Source organism: Microbulbifer mixtoriginis (SeqCode) (assembly GCF_052466865.1).
Genome location: NZ_CP174293.1, coordinates 649,636 through 664,420 on the forward strand (window position 1 = coordinate 649,636; position 14,785 = coordinate 664,420).

14 protein-coding genes are annotated in these 14,785 nt (G+C 48.9%); 7 read left to right on the top strand and 7 right to left on the bottom strand.

Features of this window, described 5'->3' with window-relative positions:
• Window positions 1-13 precede the first annotated feature (13 nt).
• The 3 genes from ACJJJA_RS02870 to ACJJJA_RS02880 are packed head-to-tail and all read left to right on the top strand — an operon-like array spanning window position 14 to window position 3,715.
• Window positions 14-811 carry an enoyl-CoA hydratase/isomerase family protein gene (locus ACJJJA_RS02870; RefSeq protein WP_444903694.1) on the top strand — a complete coding sequence of 266 codons (798 nt, stop codon included), beginning with the start codon at window positions 14-16 and terminating at the stop codon, window positions 809-811.
• Window positions 812-815: 4 nt separating this feature from the next.
• On the top strand, window positions 816-2,816 hold the full coding sequence (locus tag ACJJJA_RS02875) for an acetyl/propionyl/methylcrotonyl-CoA carboxylase subunit alpha (protein ID WP_444903695.1): 2,001 nt from the start codon (window positions 816-818) through the stop codon (window positions 2,814-2,816).
• Window positions 2,816-3,715, top strand: coding sequence for a hydroxymethylglutaryl-CoA lyase (locus tag ACJJJA_RS02880; protein WP_444903696.1), 900 nt, complete (start codon window positions 2,816-2,818; stop codon window positions 3,713-3,715). Before ACJJJA_RS02875 ends, ACJJJA_RS02880 begins: the two co-directional genes overlap by 1 nt.
• 356 nt (window positions 3,716-4,071) lie before the next feature.
• Here the strand turns inward: ACJJJA_RS02880 and ACJJJA_RS02885 are convergent, their stop codons facing one another.
• The 3 genes from ACJJJA_RS02885 to ACJJJA_RS02895 form a co-directional block, all read right to left on the bottom strand.
• Window positions 4,072-4,512, bottom strand: a complete 441-nt coding sequence (locus ACJJJA_RS02885; protein WP_444903697.1) for a nuclear transport factor 2-like protein — start codon at window positions 4,510-4,512, stop codon at window positions 4,072-4,074.
• Window positions 4,513-4,694: 182 nt separating this feature from the next.
• Entirely contained in the window at window positions 4,695-6,602 is a 1,908-nt protein-coding gene (locus ACJJJA_RS02890; RefSeq protein WP_444903698.1) for a multicopper oxidase family protein, read from the bottom strand.
• Window positions 6,603-6,719: 117 nt separating this feature from the next.
• Window positions 6,720-7,634 carry an SDR family NAD(P)-dependent oxidoreductase gene (locus ACJJJA_RS02895; protein ID WP_444903699.1) on the bottom strand — a complete coding sequence of 305 codons (915 nt, stop codon included), beginning with the start codon at window positions 7,632-7,634 and terminating at the stop codon, window positions 6,720-6,722.
• A gap of 209 nt (window positions 7,635-7,843) precedes the next feature.
• On the opposite strand from ACJJJA_RS02895, the gene ACJJJA_RS02900 reads away from it, so the two are divergent.
• The 3 genes from ACJJJA_RS02900 to ACJJJA_RS02910 all read left to right on the top strand — a co-directional run bounded on the left by ACJJJA_RS02900 (window position 7,844) and on the right by ACJJJA_RS02910 (window position 9,571).
• Window positions 7,844-8,275, top strand: coding sequence for a DUF4345 domain-containing protein (locus ACJJJA_RS02900; protein WP_252084291.1), 432 nt, complete (start codon window positions 7,844-7,846; stop codon window positions 8,273-8,275).
• Between the two features lie 58 nt (window positions 8,276-8,333).
• Window positions 8,334-8,636 carry a DUF1330 domain-containing protein gene (locus tag ACJJJA_RS02905; protein ID WP_020411580.1) on the top strand — a complete coding sequence of 101 codons (303 nt, stop codon included), beginning with the start codon at window positions 8,334-8,336 and terminating at the stop codon, window positions 8,634-8,636.
• Window positions 8,637-8,716: 80 nt separating this feature from the next.
• Window positions 8,717-9,571, top strand: a complete 855-nt coding sequence (locus ACJJJA_RS02910; protein WP_444903700.1) for an AraC family transcriptional regulator — start codon at window positions 8,717-8,719, stop codon at window positions 9,569-9,571.
• Window positions 9,572-9,597: 26 nt separating this feature from the next.
• On the opposite strand, the gene ACJJJA_RS02915 is transcribed toward ACJJJA_RS02910, so the two are convergent.
• From ACJJJA_RS02915 to ACJJJA_RS02925, 3 genes are all read right to left on the bottom strand, one after another.
• Window positions 9,598-10,194 carry a DUF1287 domain-containing protein gene (locus ACJJJA_RS02915; protein ID WP_444903701.1) on the bottom strand — a complete coding sequence of 199 codons (597 nt, stop codon included), beginning with the start codon at window positions 10,192-10,194 and terminating at the stop codon, window positions 9,598-9,600.
• 134 nt (window positions 10,195-10,328) lie between these two features.
• Window positions 10,329-10,859: a GNAT family N-acetyltransferase gene (locus tag ACJJJA_RS02920; protein WP_252084295.1), complete on the bottom strand. Its 531-nt coding sequence runs from the start codon at window positions 10,857-10,859 to the stop codon at window positions 10,329-10,331.
• 92 nt (window positions 10,860-10,951) lie between these two features.
• Window positions 10,952-11,371 carry a hypothetical protein gene (locus tag ACJJJA_RS02925; protein ID WP_444903702.1) on the bottom strand — a complete coding sequence of 140 codons (420 nt, stop codon included), beginning with the start codon at window positions 11,369-11,371 and terminating at the stop codon, window positions 10,952-10,954.
• 741 nt (window positions 11,372-12,112) lie between these two features.
• Here ACJJJA_RS02925 and ACJJJA_RS02930 point away from each other — a divergent pair.
• Entirely contained in the window at window positions 12,113-13,360 is a 1,248-nt protein-coding gene (locus ACJJJA_RS02930; protein ID WP_444903703.1) for a DUF945 family protein, read from the top strand.
• 152 nt (window positions 13,361-13,512) lie between these two features.
• On the opposite strand, the gene ACJJJA_RS02935 is transcribed toward ACJJJA_RS02930, so the two are convergent.
• Window positions 13,513-14,721 carry a nitroreductase family protein gene (locus ACJJJA_RS02935; RefSeq protein WP_444903704.1) on the bottom strand — a complete coding sequence of 403 codons (1,209 nt, stop codon included), beginning with the start codon at window positions 14,719-14,721 and terminating at the stop codon, window positions 13,513-13,515.
• Window positions 14,722-14,785 lie beyond the last annotated feature (64 nt).

Below are 14,785 nucleotides of genomic sequence, written 5' to 3' on the forward strand. Positions count from 1 at the left end.
TCGAGGAATTACAATGAGCGATAAATTGCTGTGCGAAGTGGATAGCGAGGGCGTGGCCACGGTCACCCTGAATCGGCCGGAAATCCACAACGCTTTTGACGATGAACTGATTCACGAGCTGGCCACCACCTTTGACACTCTGGCGCAAAATCCTGCTGTTCGTGTGTTGGTACTGGCTTCCAATGGCAAGAGCTTTTCTGCCGGAGCTGACCTCAACTGGATGAAGCGCATGGCGACTTATTCAGAAGAGGAAAACCGCCGCGACGCGGCCGCGCTTGCTGCCATGCTGTACAAGCTCGACACTTTCCCTGCGCCCACCATTGCGCGAGTACAGGGCGCCGCTTTTGGCGGGGCCGTGGGTCTGGTGAGCTGCTGTGATATGGCCGTGGCCTCTGAGCGCGCCAGCTTCTGTTTGTCGGAAGTCAAAATCGGGTTACTGCCCGCTACCATCAGCCCCTATGTCATCAATGCGATCGGCACTCGCTGCGCGCGCCGTTACTTTGTCACTGCGGAGCGCTTCTCCGCCGAGCGCGCAGAACAGATGGGCTTGATATCTGAAGTCTGCGCCGAGGGCGAGCTGGACCTGCATGTGCAGAAATTAGTGAATGCCATTGCCGATAATGGCCCCAAGGCGGTCGCCATGGCCAAGCAACTGGCCATGTCCATGTCCAACCGGGTTATCAACGATGAATTGCAGGGCCAGACCAGCGCGTTGATCGCTGCCGTGCGTGTATCGCCGGAAGGGCAGGAAGGGCTAAGTGCGTTTTTAGAGAAGCGCGCACCCAAATGGATGAATGGCGGCGAAGGATAATTTTATGATTCGCAAACTGTTAATAGCTAATCGCGGCGAAATTGCCTGCCGTATTATCAAAACCGCCCGCCGCCTGGGGGTGGCCACCGTTGCTGTCTATTCCGATGCGGATGCTGACGCCCTGCATGTGCAGATGGCGGACGAAGCGGTACACCTGGGCCCGGCCCCGGCCAGGGATTCGTATCTGGATATCGACAAGGTATTGGGTGCTGCCAAGCAGACTGGTGCCGATGCCATCCATCCGGGTTACGGCTTCCTGTCGGAAAATGCCGAGTTTTGCCGCGCCTGCGATAGCGCCGGCATTATTTTTGTCGGCCCGCCCACCGGCGCGATTGAGGCGATGGGCTCCAAGTCCGCCGCCAAACGTATTATGGAAGAGGCCAATGTGCCCTTGGTGCCCGGTTACCACGGCACCAACCAAAATGAAGAGCTGCTGGAAGGTCACGCCAATCGCATCGGTTACCCGGTATTGCTGAAAGCTGCTGCCGGCGGTGGTGGTAAGGGCATGCGCCGTGTCGACAGTGCCGATGAATTCCACGAAGCGTTAGCTGCTGCCAAGCGAGAGGCCATGAATGCCTTTGGCGACGACATCATGCTGCTGGAGCGCTATGTGGTGAGTCCTCGCCATGTAGAAATCCAGGTGTTCTGCGATCAGCAGGGCAACGGTGTCTACCTGTTTGAACGGGATTGCTCGGTGCAGCGCCGCCACCAAAAAGTAGTGGAAGAGGCCCCCGCACCGGGCATGACTCCTGAGTTGCGCGCGCGCATGGGTGAAGCGGCCCTGCGCGCGGCCCACGCGATTGGTTACGTGGGTGCCGGCACGGTGGAATTCCTGCTGGATGCTAGCGGTGCCTTCTACTTTATGGAAATGAATACCCGCCTACAGGTAGAGCACCCGGTGACGGAAATGATCACCGACCAGGACCTGGTGGCCTGGCAGTTGTCAGTTGCCGCTGGCGATACCCTGCCCATGAGCCAGGATGAGCTGCAGATCAACGGCCACGCCATGGAAGTGCGCATCTACGCCGAAGACCCGGACAATGATTTCCTGCCGGCAACAGGCGTGTTGGTGCGCCACCAGCCCCCGGCGGAAGGCGAGGGTGTGCGGGTGGATACCGGTGTGCAGACCGGCGATGAAATCAGCGTGCATTACGACCCGATGATCGCCAAATTGATCTGCCACGGCCGCACCCGCAAAGAAGCCCTGGCCAAATTGGATCGCGCACTGCGTGATTACCAGATAGCCGGTGTGCGCCACAATATCGAATTCCTGCGCCGAGTGATCAATCACCAGGCATTTGCCAGCGGTTGTATTTCGACGCACTTTATCGAGGACTACGAGGCGGAAGTACTGCATCAGGAGCAGACACTGACGCCGCTGAAATGTGCTGCTATTGCCGGTTATTTGCAGCAGCGTGAAGAGCGCGATCTGCGCAATAGCGCACCTCAGCGGGATCCTTTCTCTCCTTGGCACAATGGTGATAACTGGCGCAATGCTCTAGCTGGCAGTCGCACCCAGACGGTGGACTACCGTGGTCAGCACGCTCAAATTCGCTTTGTTGCGGAGGGCGATAGCCTGCGCTGGACTTGCGATGCCTTGCCTGAGGAACAAAACAGCGGTGAGATTCGCCTGCTGCCGGGACGTGACTTGATGTTGGTGGATGGCCGCCGCAGGAGTTTCTCCGCCGTGGATACCCGCGATGGCGGTGCTGTATTTATCGATGGCACCCAGGTGGAATTTAAGTTGCTGCCACCGGATATCGGCGAGAGCAATGACCAGGCCCACGGCCTTGATGCCCCCATGAATGGCACCATAATTTCGCTGCTGGTTGAGCCCGGTTCGACGGTGGAAAAAGACCAGCCGCTACTGGTCATGGAAGCCATGAAAATGGAACACACCCTGCGGGCTCCAGCCGCCGGCACCGTGCAGCAGTTCTTCTGTGCCGAAGGTGAATTAGTGGATGGCGGTAGTCTGCTGGTGGATTTTGCCGGGGAGGAGCAATAATGACATTGCCCAAGCAAGTCAAAATCGTCGAAGTGGGGCCCCGCGATGGGCTGCAAAATGAAAAGCAGCCTATCTCTGTGGAGACCCGTATCGCGCTGGTGGACAAGCTCAGTGCCAGTGGACTGTCGGTTATTGAAGCCGGCAGTTTTGTCAGCCCCAAGTGGGTACCGCAGATGGCCGCAAGTGAGGAAGTGCTGGCGGGTATCCAGCGCAATGAGGGTGTTATCTACAGCGCGCTCACGCCAAACTTAAAAGGCTATGAGCGCGCCGTGGAAGCCAAAGCGGATGAGGTCGCCGTTTTCGGTGCGGCCTCAGAAGCCTTCACCCAGAAAAACATTAATTGCAGTATTGCTGAGAGCCTGGAGCGCTTCCGTCCACTGGTGGAAAAAGCCAAGCAAGACGGTATACCCGTGCGCGGATACGTATCCTGCGTACTTGGTTGTCCCTATGAAGGCGATATTGATCCGGCTAAAGTGGCAGAAGTTAGTGCCGCTCTACTGGAAATGGGTTGCTACGAAATTTCCCTGGGCGACACCATCGGTGTCGGCACCCCGGAAGCCGCCAAGCGTATGCTGGAGCAGGTGATGGCCCGTGTACCTGTGGAAAAACTTGCGGTACATTTCCATGATACCTACGGCCAGGCACTGGCCAATATCTACGCAGCCTTACAAATGGGGGTCGCAGTAGTGGATTCCGCCGTAGCCGGCCTGGGTGGCTGCCCCTATGCCCGCGGCGCTTCCGGTAATGTTGCCAGTGAGGATGTGCTTTATATGCTCAATGGCATGGGTATTGAAACCGGCGTGGATTTACAGTTGCTGGCAGAGGCAGGGAACTTTATTTCTGAACAGCTGGGGCGGGAGACTAACTCCCGTGTGGCTAAGGCTTTGGCGCCCTGCTGAGTGAGTAGTGGGTTCTCTCCAGAGAGTGTTTTTCTGGAGAGGACCTTTTAGAGAATTTTAGAATCATTTTTGTCGATGCTAAAATAAACAGGGTTGCCTGTTCTAAAACTTTCTGCCTCACCCCTTCTCTATTGCCTTTTACTGATACAAGATACTTACGCCTTTCTCAGTTAATTCCATAAATATAAACCTTTAAGGGGCTGCTCAGCTTTCCGCTTAGAGAAATAATATCCCCTCTTGTTTGTTGATTTTTATTGCCAGAAATTAACGATATGCAGAGTGGTAGATTTCAAAATAAAGAGTGATAGATTGAGAGACATGTATAGAGCTCTAAAATCTAACATTTCATTAGATTCCTATTTCCAGTATTCAATAATCCTAGAAATCTGATCGCCCTCAAATTCAAATACTGTTAAGTGGTTAGAGGTAACGCCTTGATAGGTTTGTTGCCGCTCAAGTGAGACTGCTTTGTAACCAGCGATGATTGATATAATTTTATATCTAGCGCCAGTCATTTGATATTCTCCATCCTTTAAATATTTTACAGAGTTGTTGTATAGGTGCTCTCTGGTATAGGTGCCGCCATAAACTTCATGGATATAGATAAAGTCGTCGGTGTAGTGAGAAAATAGTTTGTCGATATCTTCGATTGTCGATCCCTTCATCAGCATTTTGTTTTGTAGCTCATTGATAAGGACAGCTTTTTTCTTCAAGTTTTCCTTTGTTAATTCCGGTATTTCAGTGGCAATTGCCCCTGATGCCAGTGTAAAAAATAATAATATTATTAGTGTTTTCATCGTAATTACTTATTTTGTAAAGCTCAATTCCGAGTTTTTTTTGATTTTCTTGGGTGATTGTAAACATTGATGATGTTGTTTGCTTCTATTCTTATTCTTGCTGTCTTATTTGTTGTTCGGTTTATCGATTAGTTTCTAGGTGTTTACTTTTCATATTAGATTAGAGCTTAAAAGTTAATGGATTACTGGTTGTTTATTGGTTTTGGCGCCAATACCTTAAACGGCCTCATCATATCGTAGTCCTCATGGGAGAGCAGATGGCAGTGCCATACATAGAGTCCCTCGCGGTCGAAGCGGGCTATTACCCGTGTTACTTGGCCGGGAAGGGCGATGACCGTATCTTTGGGGCCGCTTTCTTCTGCTTGTGGTGGAAGGGGTTTCCCCTGTAGAGATTCTATTTCCAATCGTGCCCCCTGGAATGTCTTATTGGTATGCATGAATTTCTGCGGCTTGGGGATAAGTTTGCCTTTAAAAGGCTGGCGATCCAGTATCTGGAATTCCACCAGATGAATATGGATTGGATGAGCCGATACTGTAGGGTTGTATATCTCCCAGATCTCAACAGCGTTGTGCTGGATTATTTCTGTAGTGGGGTCTTCAAAAAATAGGGAGCCCTCCTTTACTGGACCTAACATGAGTAGATTGCGGCCGTAGGGATCGTCCAACCGGTAGGTGGCAAGTTGTCGTGTGCGACTGGCATGGTTAAGCCTATTAAGAGGGGTGCGCAAGGGAGTATTTAGGGTGAGTTTTAAATCTCCAATGGTACTTTTGATCTTTGATTTCTGTTTATTAGAAGTGGCGTCTGTAGATTTCTGAGCAATATGGAATTGCAGGATCTGGCCTGTAGTATTTGGATTGGTAGCAGGTGTGATGCCGCCGCGTCCATCGCTTAATACGCGTTTACCCCCCGGGTTGTAGACAAGTGGAATCGAATTCTTTGGGTCATTGGCCTCTACAAAGCCTTTAAAAGGGACATCCGGTCCAAAGTTCCGCAATGTCAGTTCACGCTCTTCATAACCACTGAAATCTACTAAAACATCTGCTCGCTCTGCGGGTGCCAATATCAACTCGTTCAATTTTACAGGGTAATCGAGAAATCCGCCGTCACCGCCGACTTGTACAAAGGGTATATTTTCGTCGATCCTGAGTATCAGTGTGCGGGTATCGGATGCGTTGAGTAATCGCAATCGATAGACGTGTGGAGTGACACTGACTTTGGGCCAGGTCATACCGTTTACCAGAATAAAATTGCCAAAAAATTCGTCGAGATGGGACGGATTGGGCCAATTGGCCTTAACCATCTCATGGGAAACCGGTGATGGAGGCTGGTCCCTCCTGCCAGGAAAATACAGCTGCCCATCGGAGCTAAACAAGCTGTCTGTAATAGCGGCTACAAAAGTGCGCTCTTCTGCGGGGAGCAGCTTTTCCTGTATCAGACGGTCTTCATTGTCATCGCCTACCAGGTAAAAACCGAATAGACCTGCGTAAACATTAAGGCGCGTCATGCCCAGTGTGTGGTCGTGATACCAGATAGTGGCGGCATCCTGGGAGTTGTCGTATTCGTAAATCCTTTTCTCAAATAATGGTCCCGTCTCACGATAATTGCGGGTGTACCAAGCGAGGGGGTTGCCGTCACTTTTCCATTCTGTATGCCCGCCGTGAAGGTGGATAACCATAGGTACAGCTTTTGGATCTTTTACGTCGGCGAGGTGAATGGATCGATCCACAGGAAATAGATGCGGACCCGGTAGCTCATTCGCCCAGTGTACAAATACCGGTTGGCCTTCTCGGGCGCGAATAGTCGGGCCAGGAGAGTGGATGCGACCTGCATATTCAAAACCCCAGGCCTTAGTCATTATGCGTTTGCCATCCTTATCCCGTAGCCCCATCCAAACTTCAGTGGGGCGGGCGGGTAGTTTAATCGGGGCTGAGCCCTGAGGGCGGATTTCTACGGGTATTGGCAGTTCATTGACGAACTTATCCACAGTTGCTGGATCCAGCAGCCGCAGGGGAGTTGCTTTAGCCACATCTTCAGCAGCAGTCAGGGCAAGGGGAATTAACAGCAGCAGGGAAAAGATTACCCGAAACATTGGCTGTTCTTAGCTGTGAGTATTTAACAGTCAAGTATAGGTAAGCAGGTGGTTTCGGTGGCGTTAACTTGGGGGCAGGGAAGAGTGTACAGGGCCCTTCCCTGATGCGACCCTTCATTAGATAAAGCGATTGATCGCCGTTTTGGCATTGTCCTGATAGGTAGGATTGTCCAGGTCCGGGAAAAGCTTCCGCTGTTCACCAAGAGGTCCAGTCAATCCGCGTTCACTGCCGTAAAAAACACCTGTGCGGAAGGATGTTGTATCCAGCAGGGCATCGATATAGCGCTTGGCGCCTATTTCTACTTTGTGGACTTTGCCAAGTAGCAGCATAATCCGCATCATGCCCTTCATCATATATTGCTTGAATAACGACAGTGTATTGAAGCCCTCTGTGCCTACAGTAGCCCCTGGACTCATGGTTACGAAGCGGATATGGGGGAATTCTCGCGCCATGGAAGACATCCATAGGGCGCCCATATACTTTATCGGACCATAGGGTACCGTAGCGTCTTTGGTACTGGCATAGAGCTTTCCTTCACAGATCTGCATAAATTCTTCCACAGAGGCGCTTTTCAGCTCTGGTCGCTTCATACCCATCTCTTTTACACCGCGAGCGGCCTCGGAACCGGCGTAGATAGCAGCCTGCGTTAATTTATTGGCTTTCAGCAACTCGTTAGTCAGTAGTGCATGCCCGAGCAGGTTGACGGCGAAAATTTGTGTGACTCCCTCAGGGGTCTTGTTGTAAAACTCTTTCCCCCCGGTACCGCCAGCATTCATAACCAGAGCATCAATCGGGGAGTCCAGGTTGTTAACAGCCTCTTTCACAGATTGTTGATCCGCGACATCGATCAGCAATACTTCGAAGATATTCCTGCCTGTTTCCGACACCAGCTCGGTCTGGGTTTCTTTGGCTTTGTGCAGATTGCGGCAGCCGAGATAGATCTTGTTAATCTGCTGGTACTCCGCCAGTTGCTTGGCGCACTCCCTGCCTAAGCCTGCATTCGCTCCGGTAATCAATACACTCTTAATCATCTTTCTGTCTCTGTGGATATTGGGAACTGGTGCCCGGATATGGATATACCCGGCTGTTGGAGGGAAAGATAAGCGGTTAAGCGCCTCGTCTTTTGACATTTCTTGCGGTCTTAGTGGGATACCAAGACCGCAAGAAATATCAAAAATAGGGCCTTACTGGCCAATATGATTAGGTCATCACTCCAAATACGGCAAACTAAGGCGACACTATGAATCAGGCGAGTTCTATAGAAAGAAAAATTTTCCAATTGTTAGTGGTAGCGTTGGCGGTGATCTGTTTTGTACCCGGTGGTATCAGTGCATTTGGAGGGCTGAATGGCAGTGCTGCCCTGAGTGGTGGTGCTATGATTTTTGGCCCGGATAGCCCCTTAAGAGGATTTTGGGATAATCAATATCGATTTGCCTTTGGTGTTTTCTTTGCCCAGGGGTTGGTTCTGCTGTATTTCCTGAGCAATATCGAAAAACATAAAGCATTGTTGTACTTCGTGGCTTTATCCCTCTTCATTGGCGGTCTGGGCCGCTTAAGCAATATTCTGGAATTTGGATTGGTGGATGATCAGGTCTTACCGCCTACGATTATTGAGCTTGCGATAGTTCCACTTCTGGTTTTTTGGCATAGGCGAGTGGCGTCTCAACGTTAGTCATTAGAAGCTCTTAGTTAAGCAACTAAAAATCATTTATGCTTAAGAGGTTATTACTTTGTTACCAGTATTTTTACATATAGAGTCTTCACCAAACCTACAGGAATCGCAGGCTCTTCAGCAGTATATAGGTTTGGCACCGCAATTAATGCAACAGTATGGGGGGGTGCCTATTGCCTCTTATGATGTGGAAGAGGCCCTGGACGGAGGTCGGTCACCAAAGGCATTTGTTGTGGTATCTTTTCCGGATCGGGAGGCGATCTATGCATTCTTTAATGATCCAGCCTACCAGGCGATTATTCCTTTGAGGGATAAGGCATTTGCCCATTTACGCTTTTTTATCACTAGTGAACGAATTTGATTTAAAGGCAGGCTAATGTGGGAAGGTGTTGCTCAAAAATCTCACCGTCCCAATGTAAACAGGTAGGAAGGGAGCCTCATATGCAGCGATTTTTTAAAAGTATCAACTTCGTAGAGCAGCATCTATACGACAAAATTTCTGTTCACGAAATTGCTGCTGCCTCTCATTACTCCACCTACCACTTCAGCCGTATTTTTAAGGCATTAGTGGGGGACTCACCGAAAGAGTATTTGCGTAAGCGCCGATTGACCGTCGCCGCAAAGAGGTTGTTGAGTGAAGATATTGGTATTCTTGAGCTTGCCATGGAGTGCCAATTTGATTCCCAAGAAGCCTTTACTCGCGCGTTTAAAGCTTTATTTAATGTAACCCCGGCGCAGTATCGAAAGCAGCAGGACCCTTTCCGGTTGCTATATAAAGATCAATTTAGCCCTCATATGCTGCACTTCTTGCAAAATGAGCTATCCATGGAGCCACAAATTATTTCGCGGCCTGCGATGCAATTGGTGGGGGTAGCGCAGGAATACGACCATGAAAATCTCAGCTTACCAAAGCTCTGGTCTGCATTTCGGCCCTACAGGGATAAAATCCCCAATCGTATCAGCGATGAATCTTTTGGTATCTATGAGTGTTATGAGGAAGCGGGTGATGAAATTCAGTTTAAGTATGTCTGCTGTGCGCCGGTTGCCGACCTGACCCAGGTACCCGAGGGTATGGTGGCGCGGGAACTACCGGAGCAGCTATATGCAAAATTTGTTCACCGCGGATCTATTACCACCCTGGAACAGACATTGAAGTATATTTGGGGAAGCTGGTTGCCAAAGTCCAATTACGACTATATCGAGAGGCCAGACTTTGAGCTGTACCCACCCAGATATCAGGTTACTAGCCCGACAGCGGAAATGTTTCTCCATATCCCGGTCAAAGAAAGGCTGTAATCGCTTGGCAATAGCGTAGTTTTTCGCTACTCAAACTTTTTGGTTGCCTGACCTGCGTTGTATCGGTAATGCCCGGTAATTTTAAAGGAAAACAGCATATCTTCCAGCACGGGTCCAGCCCCGATATTGTGTGCGATCAAGTACCGGTTGGTTTTTTGTGAGCGTTTCGCAGTCACAATTCCGATATGCGGTAAATTACCAGGCAGCATCCAGGTAACGATGTCCCCTGGCAGATAATCCACTGCCTTGTCACTTATTGAGAGCGACTGCCCTTTGCGAGAAAAAAAAGCCTGTAGATTGGGTACTCGCCGGTGATCAATATTTTTATCTGGCCTGGAAAGTCCCCATATGCGTTTAGACGGGTAGGCTTGAAAATGACCCGATATATCCTCGTGAACTTCTTTTTGCAAATCGATCCCCAGTTTCCTATATGATCGAATCACTACGTCGGTACAAACACCGGTATCAGCCGGCACATCTCCATTTGGGTAGGGGATAGACACATAAGCAGGATCGTAGCGTACCTTATGATAGGTTCGCTCCAGAGCAGCTTCGGCCAAAGTCATATTTTGTGCATAGCTACTGGATGAAATAATACCAATAAAGAATATCAACCTTTTCACCTTATTATCCTTCTATTTTTTTCTTGCTCTGTGGATTCACTTTGCTAAAAAGAATATAGATAAAAATCTCTTCCATACTATCTATTGTGCATTGGTCAGAGGATGTGCATTCAATGATGTATAGATTGAGTTCTTTATTGGTCTAAATCGACCAGTTCGTTTAGTTGCTCCCAGATATACCAATAAGTTGGTACTTTACTTCCATCGGGAGCATGCCAAATACTTTCCTGTACTTGTCTCCCGCCCAGTTTTTGGTAGAAGGATTGCGCTTTAATATTATCCTGATTGACTAAAAGACACATGCCTCTATGTGGAGCCTGTTGATAAGCCCTGCGCGCGCCCTCTATAAAGAGCGCTTTGCCAACTCCCATTGAGTGGTAGCCTTTGCGTACATGTAAGTTGTCCAGGTGTGTACCCCAGTCAGGGTGATTATCCATGTATAGACAGATAAAGCCGGCGATATTGCCCTCTACTTCAGCTAAAAACACCTGCTGATTGGATTTAGGGTGCTCAAAGCGATCTTTCCAGAGTCGCATCCTTTCCATTGGAACCCTATCTTCAAGGTACTGTTTGCTAAGCACGCTACGATAATTTTCCTGCCAGCTGACACTATGTATGTTAGCGATGGTGGGTACATCATGCTTTGAGGCTTTACGTATTTTCATAGTGTTTATCTACTTCCTGATAAGTAAGGATAGTAATGGCGATTAATTGATGATATTTTTCAGTTAGTTTGGAACGGTTTTCTCATGGGTTTTTAAGTAATAAATTCCACGTTTGTATCAAATTCTTTCTGCAGATGTGCACGAAAAGAGGTGAATTTGCTGGAGGGAAAGATAAACTCTGGAATTTCTCCCGGAGATATCTGATTGTAAGGGAGAGAAAAGTAGCCGCGATCCTTAACCGAGTCGATAGCAACTTTCCTTATCTCTGATCTCTTGATTGAGTGATCACCAATGAAGATAAACTCTCCATCAAACCTTACATGGGAAACTGGATCTTCTATTATTGGTTGCTGATACTTTTTGCGGTTGTAATTTATGGCAATGAGAGCCGTTATAAAAGGAAACAATCTCCAAATGAGATGATCCTCGGGTAAGTGAATTGCCATTAAAAAGATTAAAAGAAAGATGCTAGAGATTTGTAACGCCCGTAATAAAAATTGTTTGTTGCTCATTCCCTGTACTCTATGTTTTTCTTTATCTTCTCATTTCTTGGCTATGCTGCCAAAAGAGCTTATCTCAAGCTAACGCTGTATTTATCCCAGTACCATTTAAAGAACGGTAATTCAATTAGTAAAAAGCTGATTAGAGAAAAGCCAAACCAGTTAGCAGTAAATAGCAGCATATTAAAATTGTATCCGGACTCCCAAAAGAGAGCGCCGGCGATCAGTAGTGCGATACCAGTTGCCAGGAGGTCATTAATTATGATCTTGTTAAGGTCAGCGCCTGCATGCCTTGGGTAGATATAGAGATAGGCGGCGCAGATGATTATAGCGTTAACGGTTAGTAACGTTACCTCGGGTTTCAAAATTAGATCTCTCTGATTGGTACAACTTTGAATACCATTATACGGCAGGACTGCGCCAAAGTACTCTAGATATTGGGGTTATAGAGGGTTAGTTAGCTACTGGAATCTGTGGGAGTTATTGCACTTATAAAAGGGGAGAATATTTTTAGCTTTTAATTTTTTATAGCGAACACTCGTGCTGTATTATCATTAACCCTAAGATTCAGGGGGTATTTTTATCAAGCCTGGCAATCCGTTTTGTCTGGTTGTTTAGCGTGGCCCCTTCTAAAGGGAATCGCCCATTGGGACTATGGAATAGGCAAAGAGGTTCAGCCCTGTTACTGCTGTCGCACTAATAACTTCATAATCTGCTACCATCAGCGCAAATCCTGTTGTTAGATCGACTCTTATGAAACTCTTGCGTTGGCTTCTGTTAATCCTACTGGCTTTACTGGTAATTTCAGCCCTGGCGGCGCCAGGATTCATTGGTCCCAAGGTGGAGGAGGTCTGGAAGCAGCAGCTGAGCAGGATGCAGGGGGGAAGCACTACCGGCTATCAACGCGGTTGGTTTGGAGCTGAAACCAATACTGAGGTGGCGCTACAGAATGGCACCACTGAGCTGCACACTGAAATTCATCATGGTCCATTGCTGTTAACTTCTGGTGGGCCCCGTTTGGGGGTTATCTATAGCGAGACCCGCCTAGATCTAGAGCAATTAAACCCGCAGCTACGCGCTCAACTTGAGGGAATCTATGGCCGCTTGCAGAGCAGCCCCCTGGTTTTGGAAACCCTGGTTTTAGCGGATAACCGGGTACTCAATACCCTGCGCCTGGAACCCTTTAAAAGTTCAGGTGATTTTGGCCAGCTGGCATTTACAGGTGGTGAGATTGCAGTGTCGACAGATTACAGCGGCGCGGTGTTGGATGGGGTAATCGATCTGGGTAGCCTGACCCAGATGCGCGATGGCGTGGAAGTATTATTTACCGAACCGCTTAAAGGAGAGTTTCAGTTAGAGCCCCGCCGTGGCGGTAAGGCACAGCTATATCTGTCACTGTTGCGCGCCGAGCGTGATTCGGGGCCGGCGGAACTGCGGGATATTAGCCTGGAACTGGATATAGAAATGCTCGCTGCGCAGACCCTCAAAGTGGTGAGTGATCTGCAGCTACCCAGTGTGCAGTCTGCCACTCCTATTACTTCTGTGCGCCAACAGATGACCCTGCCTAAGATCAAGGCTGCCGATCTGGGCCACTATTTACGTGTACTACTGCCGGTGGCGGAGCGCAATTGGGCGAGTGATATGCGTCCACCCCTGCGCCTACAACAACAGCTGGTAGTGGAATCTCGCAATGGTCCGGTTCTGGTGGATGCGGATATTGACTGGAAAGGAATGAAGCGCCCTCCGCGCCATCGCAACGGCAGCGCTTTAAATCAATGGCTGAATCCTTTGGTGGGCAGCATGACCCTGAGTGCGGCGGAATCGGCGTTGCTGCAGTCGCCGCTGGTAGGCCAGGCAATGATGTTGCGACAATACGGTTTGCTGATTGAGCAAAACGATGAATTGCAGATGCACCTGGAGGTGAATCGCGGGCGCCTGGAAGTGAATGGCCAGCAGTTGCCACCAGATTTGTTCCTAATGGCACTGACCGGACAATTTTAAAATCTAATTGGCTTAACGGTTAGATTGGAGAAAGGAGTGATGTGATCGTTCCTTTCTCTTTCCGGTAAATCCATTTTTTAACAAGACGGTATCTTGGGTACTCATTGCGTCCTAATTTATATCGACCGGACAATGCAAAAATCCTCTTGCTGTTAGATTAAAGGAGTACTGAGCCAGCTAATATCATAGTGAGGTGGCAGTACATCGTCCGGCAGGTTTTTTCTTTCCTGTGGGGGCAACCTTAGAAACTCTCCTTGTATTCCTAAAGCTTCACACCCCACCTCCCAGTTAGCGCACCAGATGCCAGTAGCCACTGCGGCATAGTATCTAGAAGATGTTGTCGCATAAAAATCAAGGCGCACTTGAGAGCCTTTCTTGTGGGCAATACAGCGTGTGGTTTGACCGTTATAGGAAGACGGTGCCCACCGGCAACTTTCAAAACATCGATTAAACGCCTCCCAGGGCGATTTATCTATTTTTAATGCTTCTTTCATGGCGTTATCTACGAAAAACAGGTCGGACAGCGGCAGACGCTTATGAAACTGATTGTTAAAAAAACGGATAAACAATGGTGCGTACCAGCTTTCGTAACCCACAGCGCAGAGACAAATAATAGAATCCTTTTTCTTATCAAAGCGCTCGCGGAGGTGGGTTTTGACACTGCGGTGATCTGCTCCGGGACCAATCCAGCAAGTCCCTAAACCCATTCGCGTAGCGTCTAAAACAATCTTTTGCAGGGTTCTGCCGATATCAAGAATGGCCGTTCGATTGTATTCCGCTGGGGCTATTGCAACGAGGAAATATCTGGCATTGACCACCGGCCAAACAGTGATGGGTGCTTTGACCCACTCCAGACGTATCGGTGCATTGCCGAGACGTGGTTGCTGTAGGTGAATTGCAATACGAGCTTTTAGTGCTTGCTCATGGATGGGGATTAAGGGACGGGTTTGATAGGCGCGGCACGATCTACGGTCACGTATCAGCGCGAAAATATCTTCTCGGCTGCGGGCTTTGGGTAGCGGTTCCGGCAAACGGATACAAAAACGGCAAGTCACAATATCAAAAAGAATAATGGCCGTTAGTATCAAGGGTAGCCAGATCAACACATTGGCCAGTCCAGTTAAACCTACTAGATATATGAGTCCCACCAACAGGAAGAGGCCCAGAGTGATTGGGACAGGCATTAGGTACTGCAGCCAACCAGTAAATTGAAGTTGCAACTTTATACCCAAAAGACGAATAAACAGGCGGCGAAGCCAAAGGGGATGCACTTTGTCGACCATGGCCCGCTCGTTGGGTCCAAAGCTGGCGTAAATGACTTTTGACTTGCGGGTTCTAGCCGTGGTTTCAGGGTCGCTCATTGGCATCTCCTGTAATGCAAATGACCACTTGCATTATGCGCCAGTTTATATCGAAAAGGAGATT

Coding starts and splice junctions, on each gene's coding strand:
- ACJJJA_RS02870 (WP_444903694.1), top strand. CDS start 14: ATGAGCGATAAATTGCTGTGCGAAGTGGATAGCGAGGGCGTGGCCACG.
- ACJJJA_RS02875 (WP_444903695.1), top strand. CDS start 816: ATGATTCGCAAACTGTTAATAGCTAATCGCGGCGAAATTGCCTGCCGT.
- ACJJJA_RS02880 (WP_444903696.1), top strand. CDS start 2,816: ATGACATTGCCCAAGCAAGTCAAAATCGTCGAAGTGGGGCCCCGCGAT.
- ACJJJA_RS02885 (WP_444903697.1), bottom strand. CDS start 4,512: ATGAAAACACTAATAATATTATTATTTTTTACACTGGCATCAGGGGCA.
- ACJJJA_RS02890 (WP_444903698.1), bottom strand. CDS start 6,602: ATGTTTCGGGTAATCTTTTCCCTGCTGCTGTTAATTCCCCTTGCCCTG.
- ACJJJA_RS02895 (WP_444903699.1), bottom strand. CDS start 7,634: ATGATTAAGAGTGTATTGATTACCGGAGCGAATGCAGGCTTAGGCAGG.
- ACJJJA_RS02900 (WP_252084291.1), top strand. CDS start 7,844: ATGAATCAGGCGAGTTCTATAGAAAGAAAAATTTTCCAATTGTTAGTG.
- ACJJJA_RS02910 (WP_444903700.1), top strand. CDS start 8,717: ATGCAGCGATTTTTTAAAAGTATCAACTTCGTAGAGCAGCATCTATAC.
- ACJJJA_RS02920 (WP_252084295.1), bottom strand. CDS start 10,859: ATGAAAATACGTAAAGCCTCAAAGCATGATGTACCCACCATCGCTAAC.
- ACJJJA_RS02925 (WP_444903702.1), bottom strand. CDS start 11,371: ATGAGCAACAAACAATTTTTATTACGGGCGTTACAAATCTCTAGCATC.
- ACJJJA_RS02930 (WP_444903703.1), top strand. CDS start 12,113: ATGAAACTCTTGCGTTGGCTTCTGTTAATCCTACTGGCTTTACTGGTA.
- ACJJJA_RS02935 (WP_444903704.1), bottom strand. CDS start 14,721: ATGAGCGACCCTGAAACCACGGCTAGAACCCGCAAGTCAAAAGTCATT.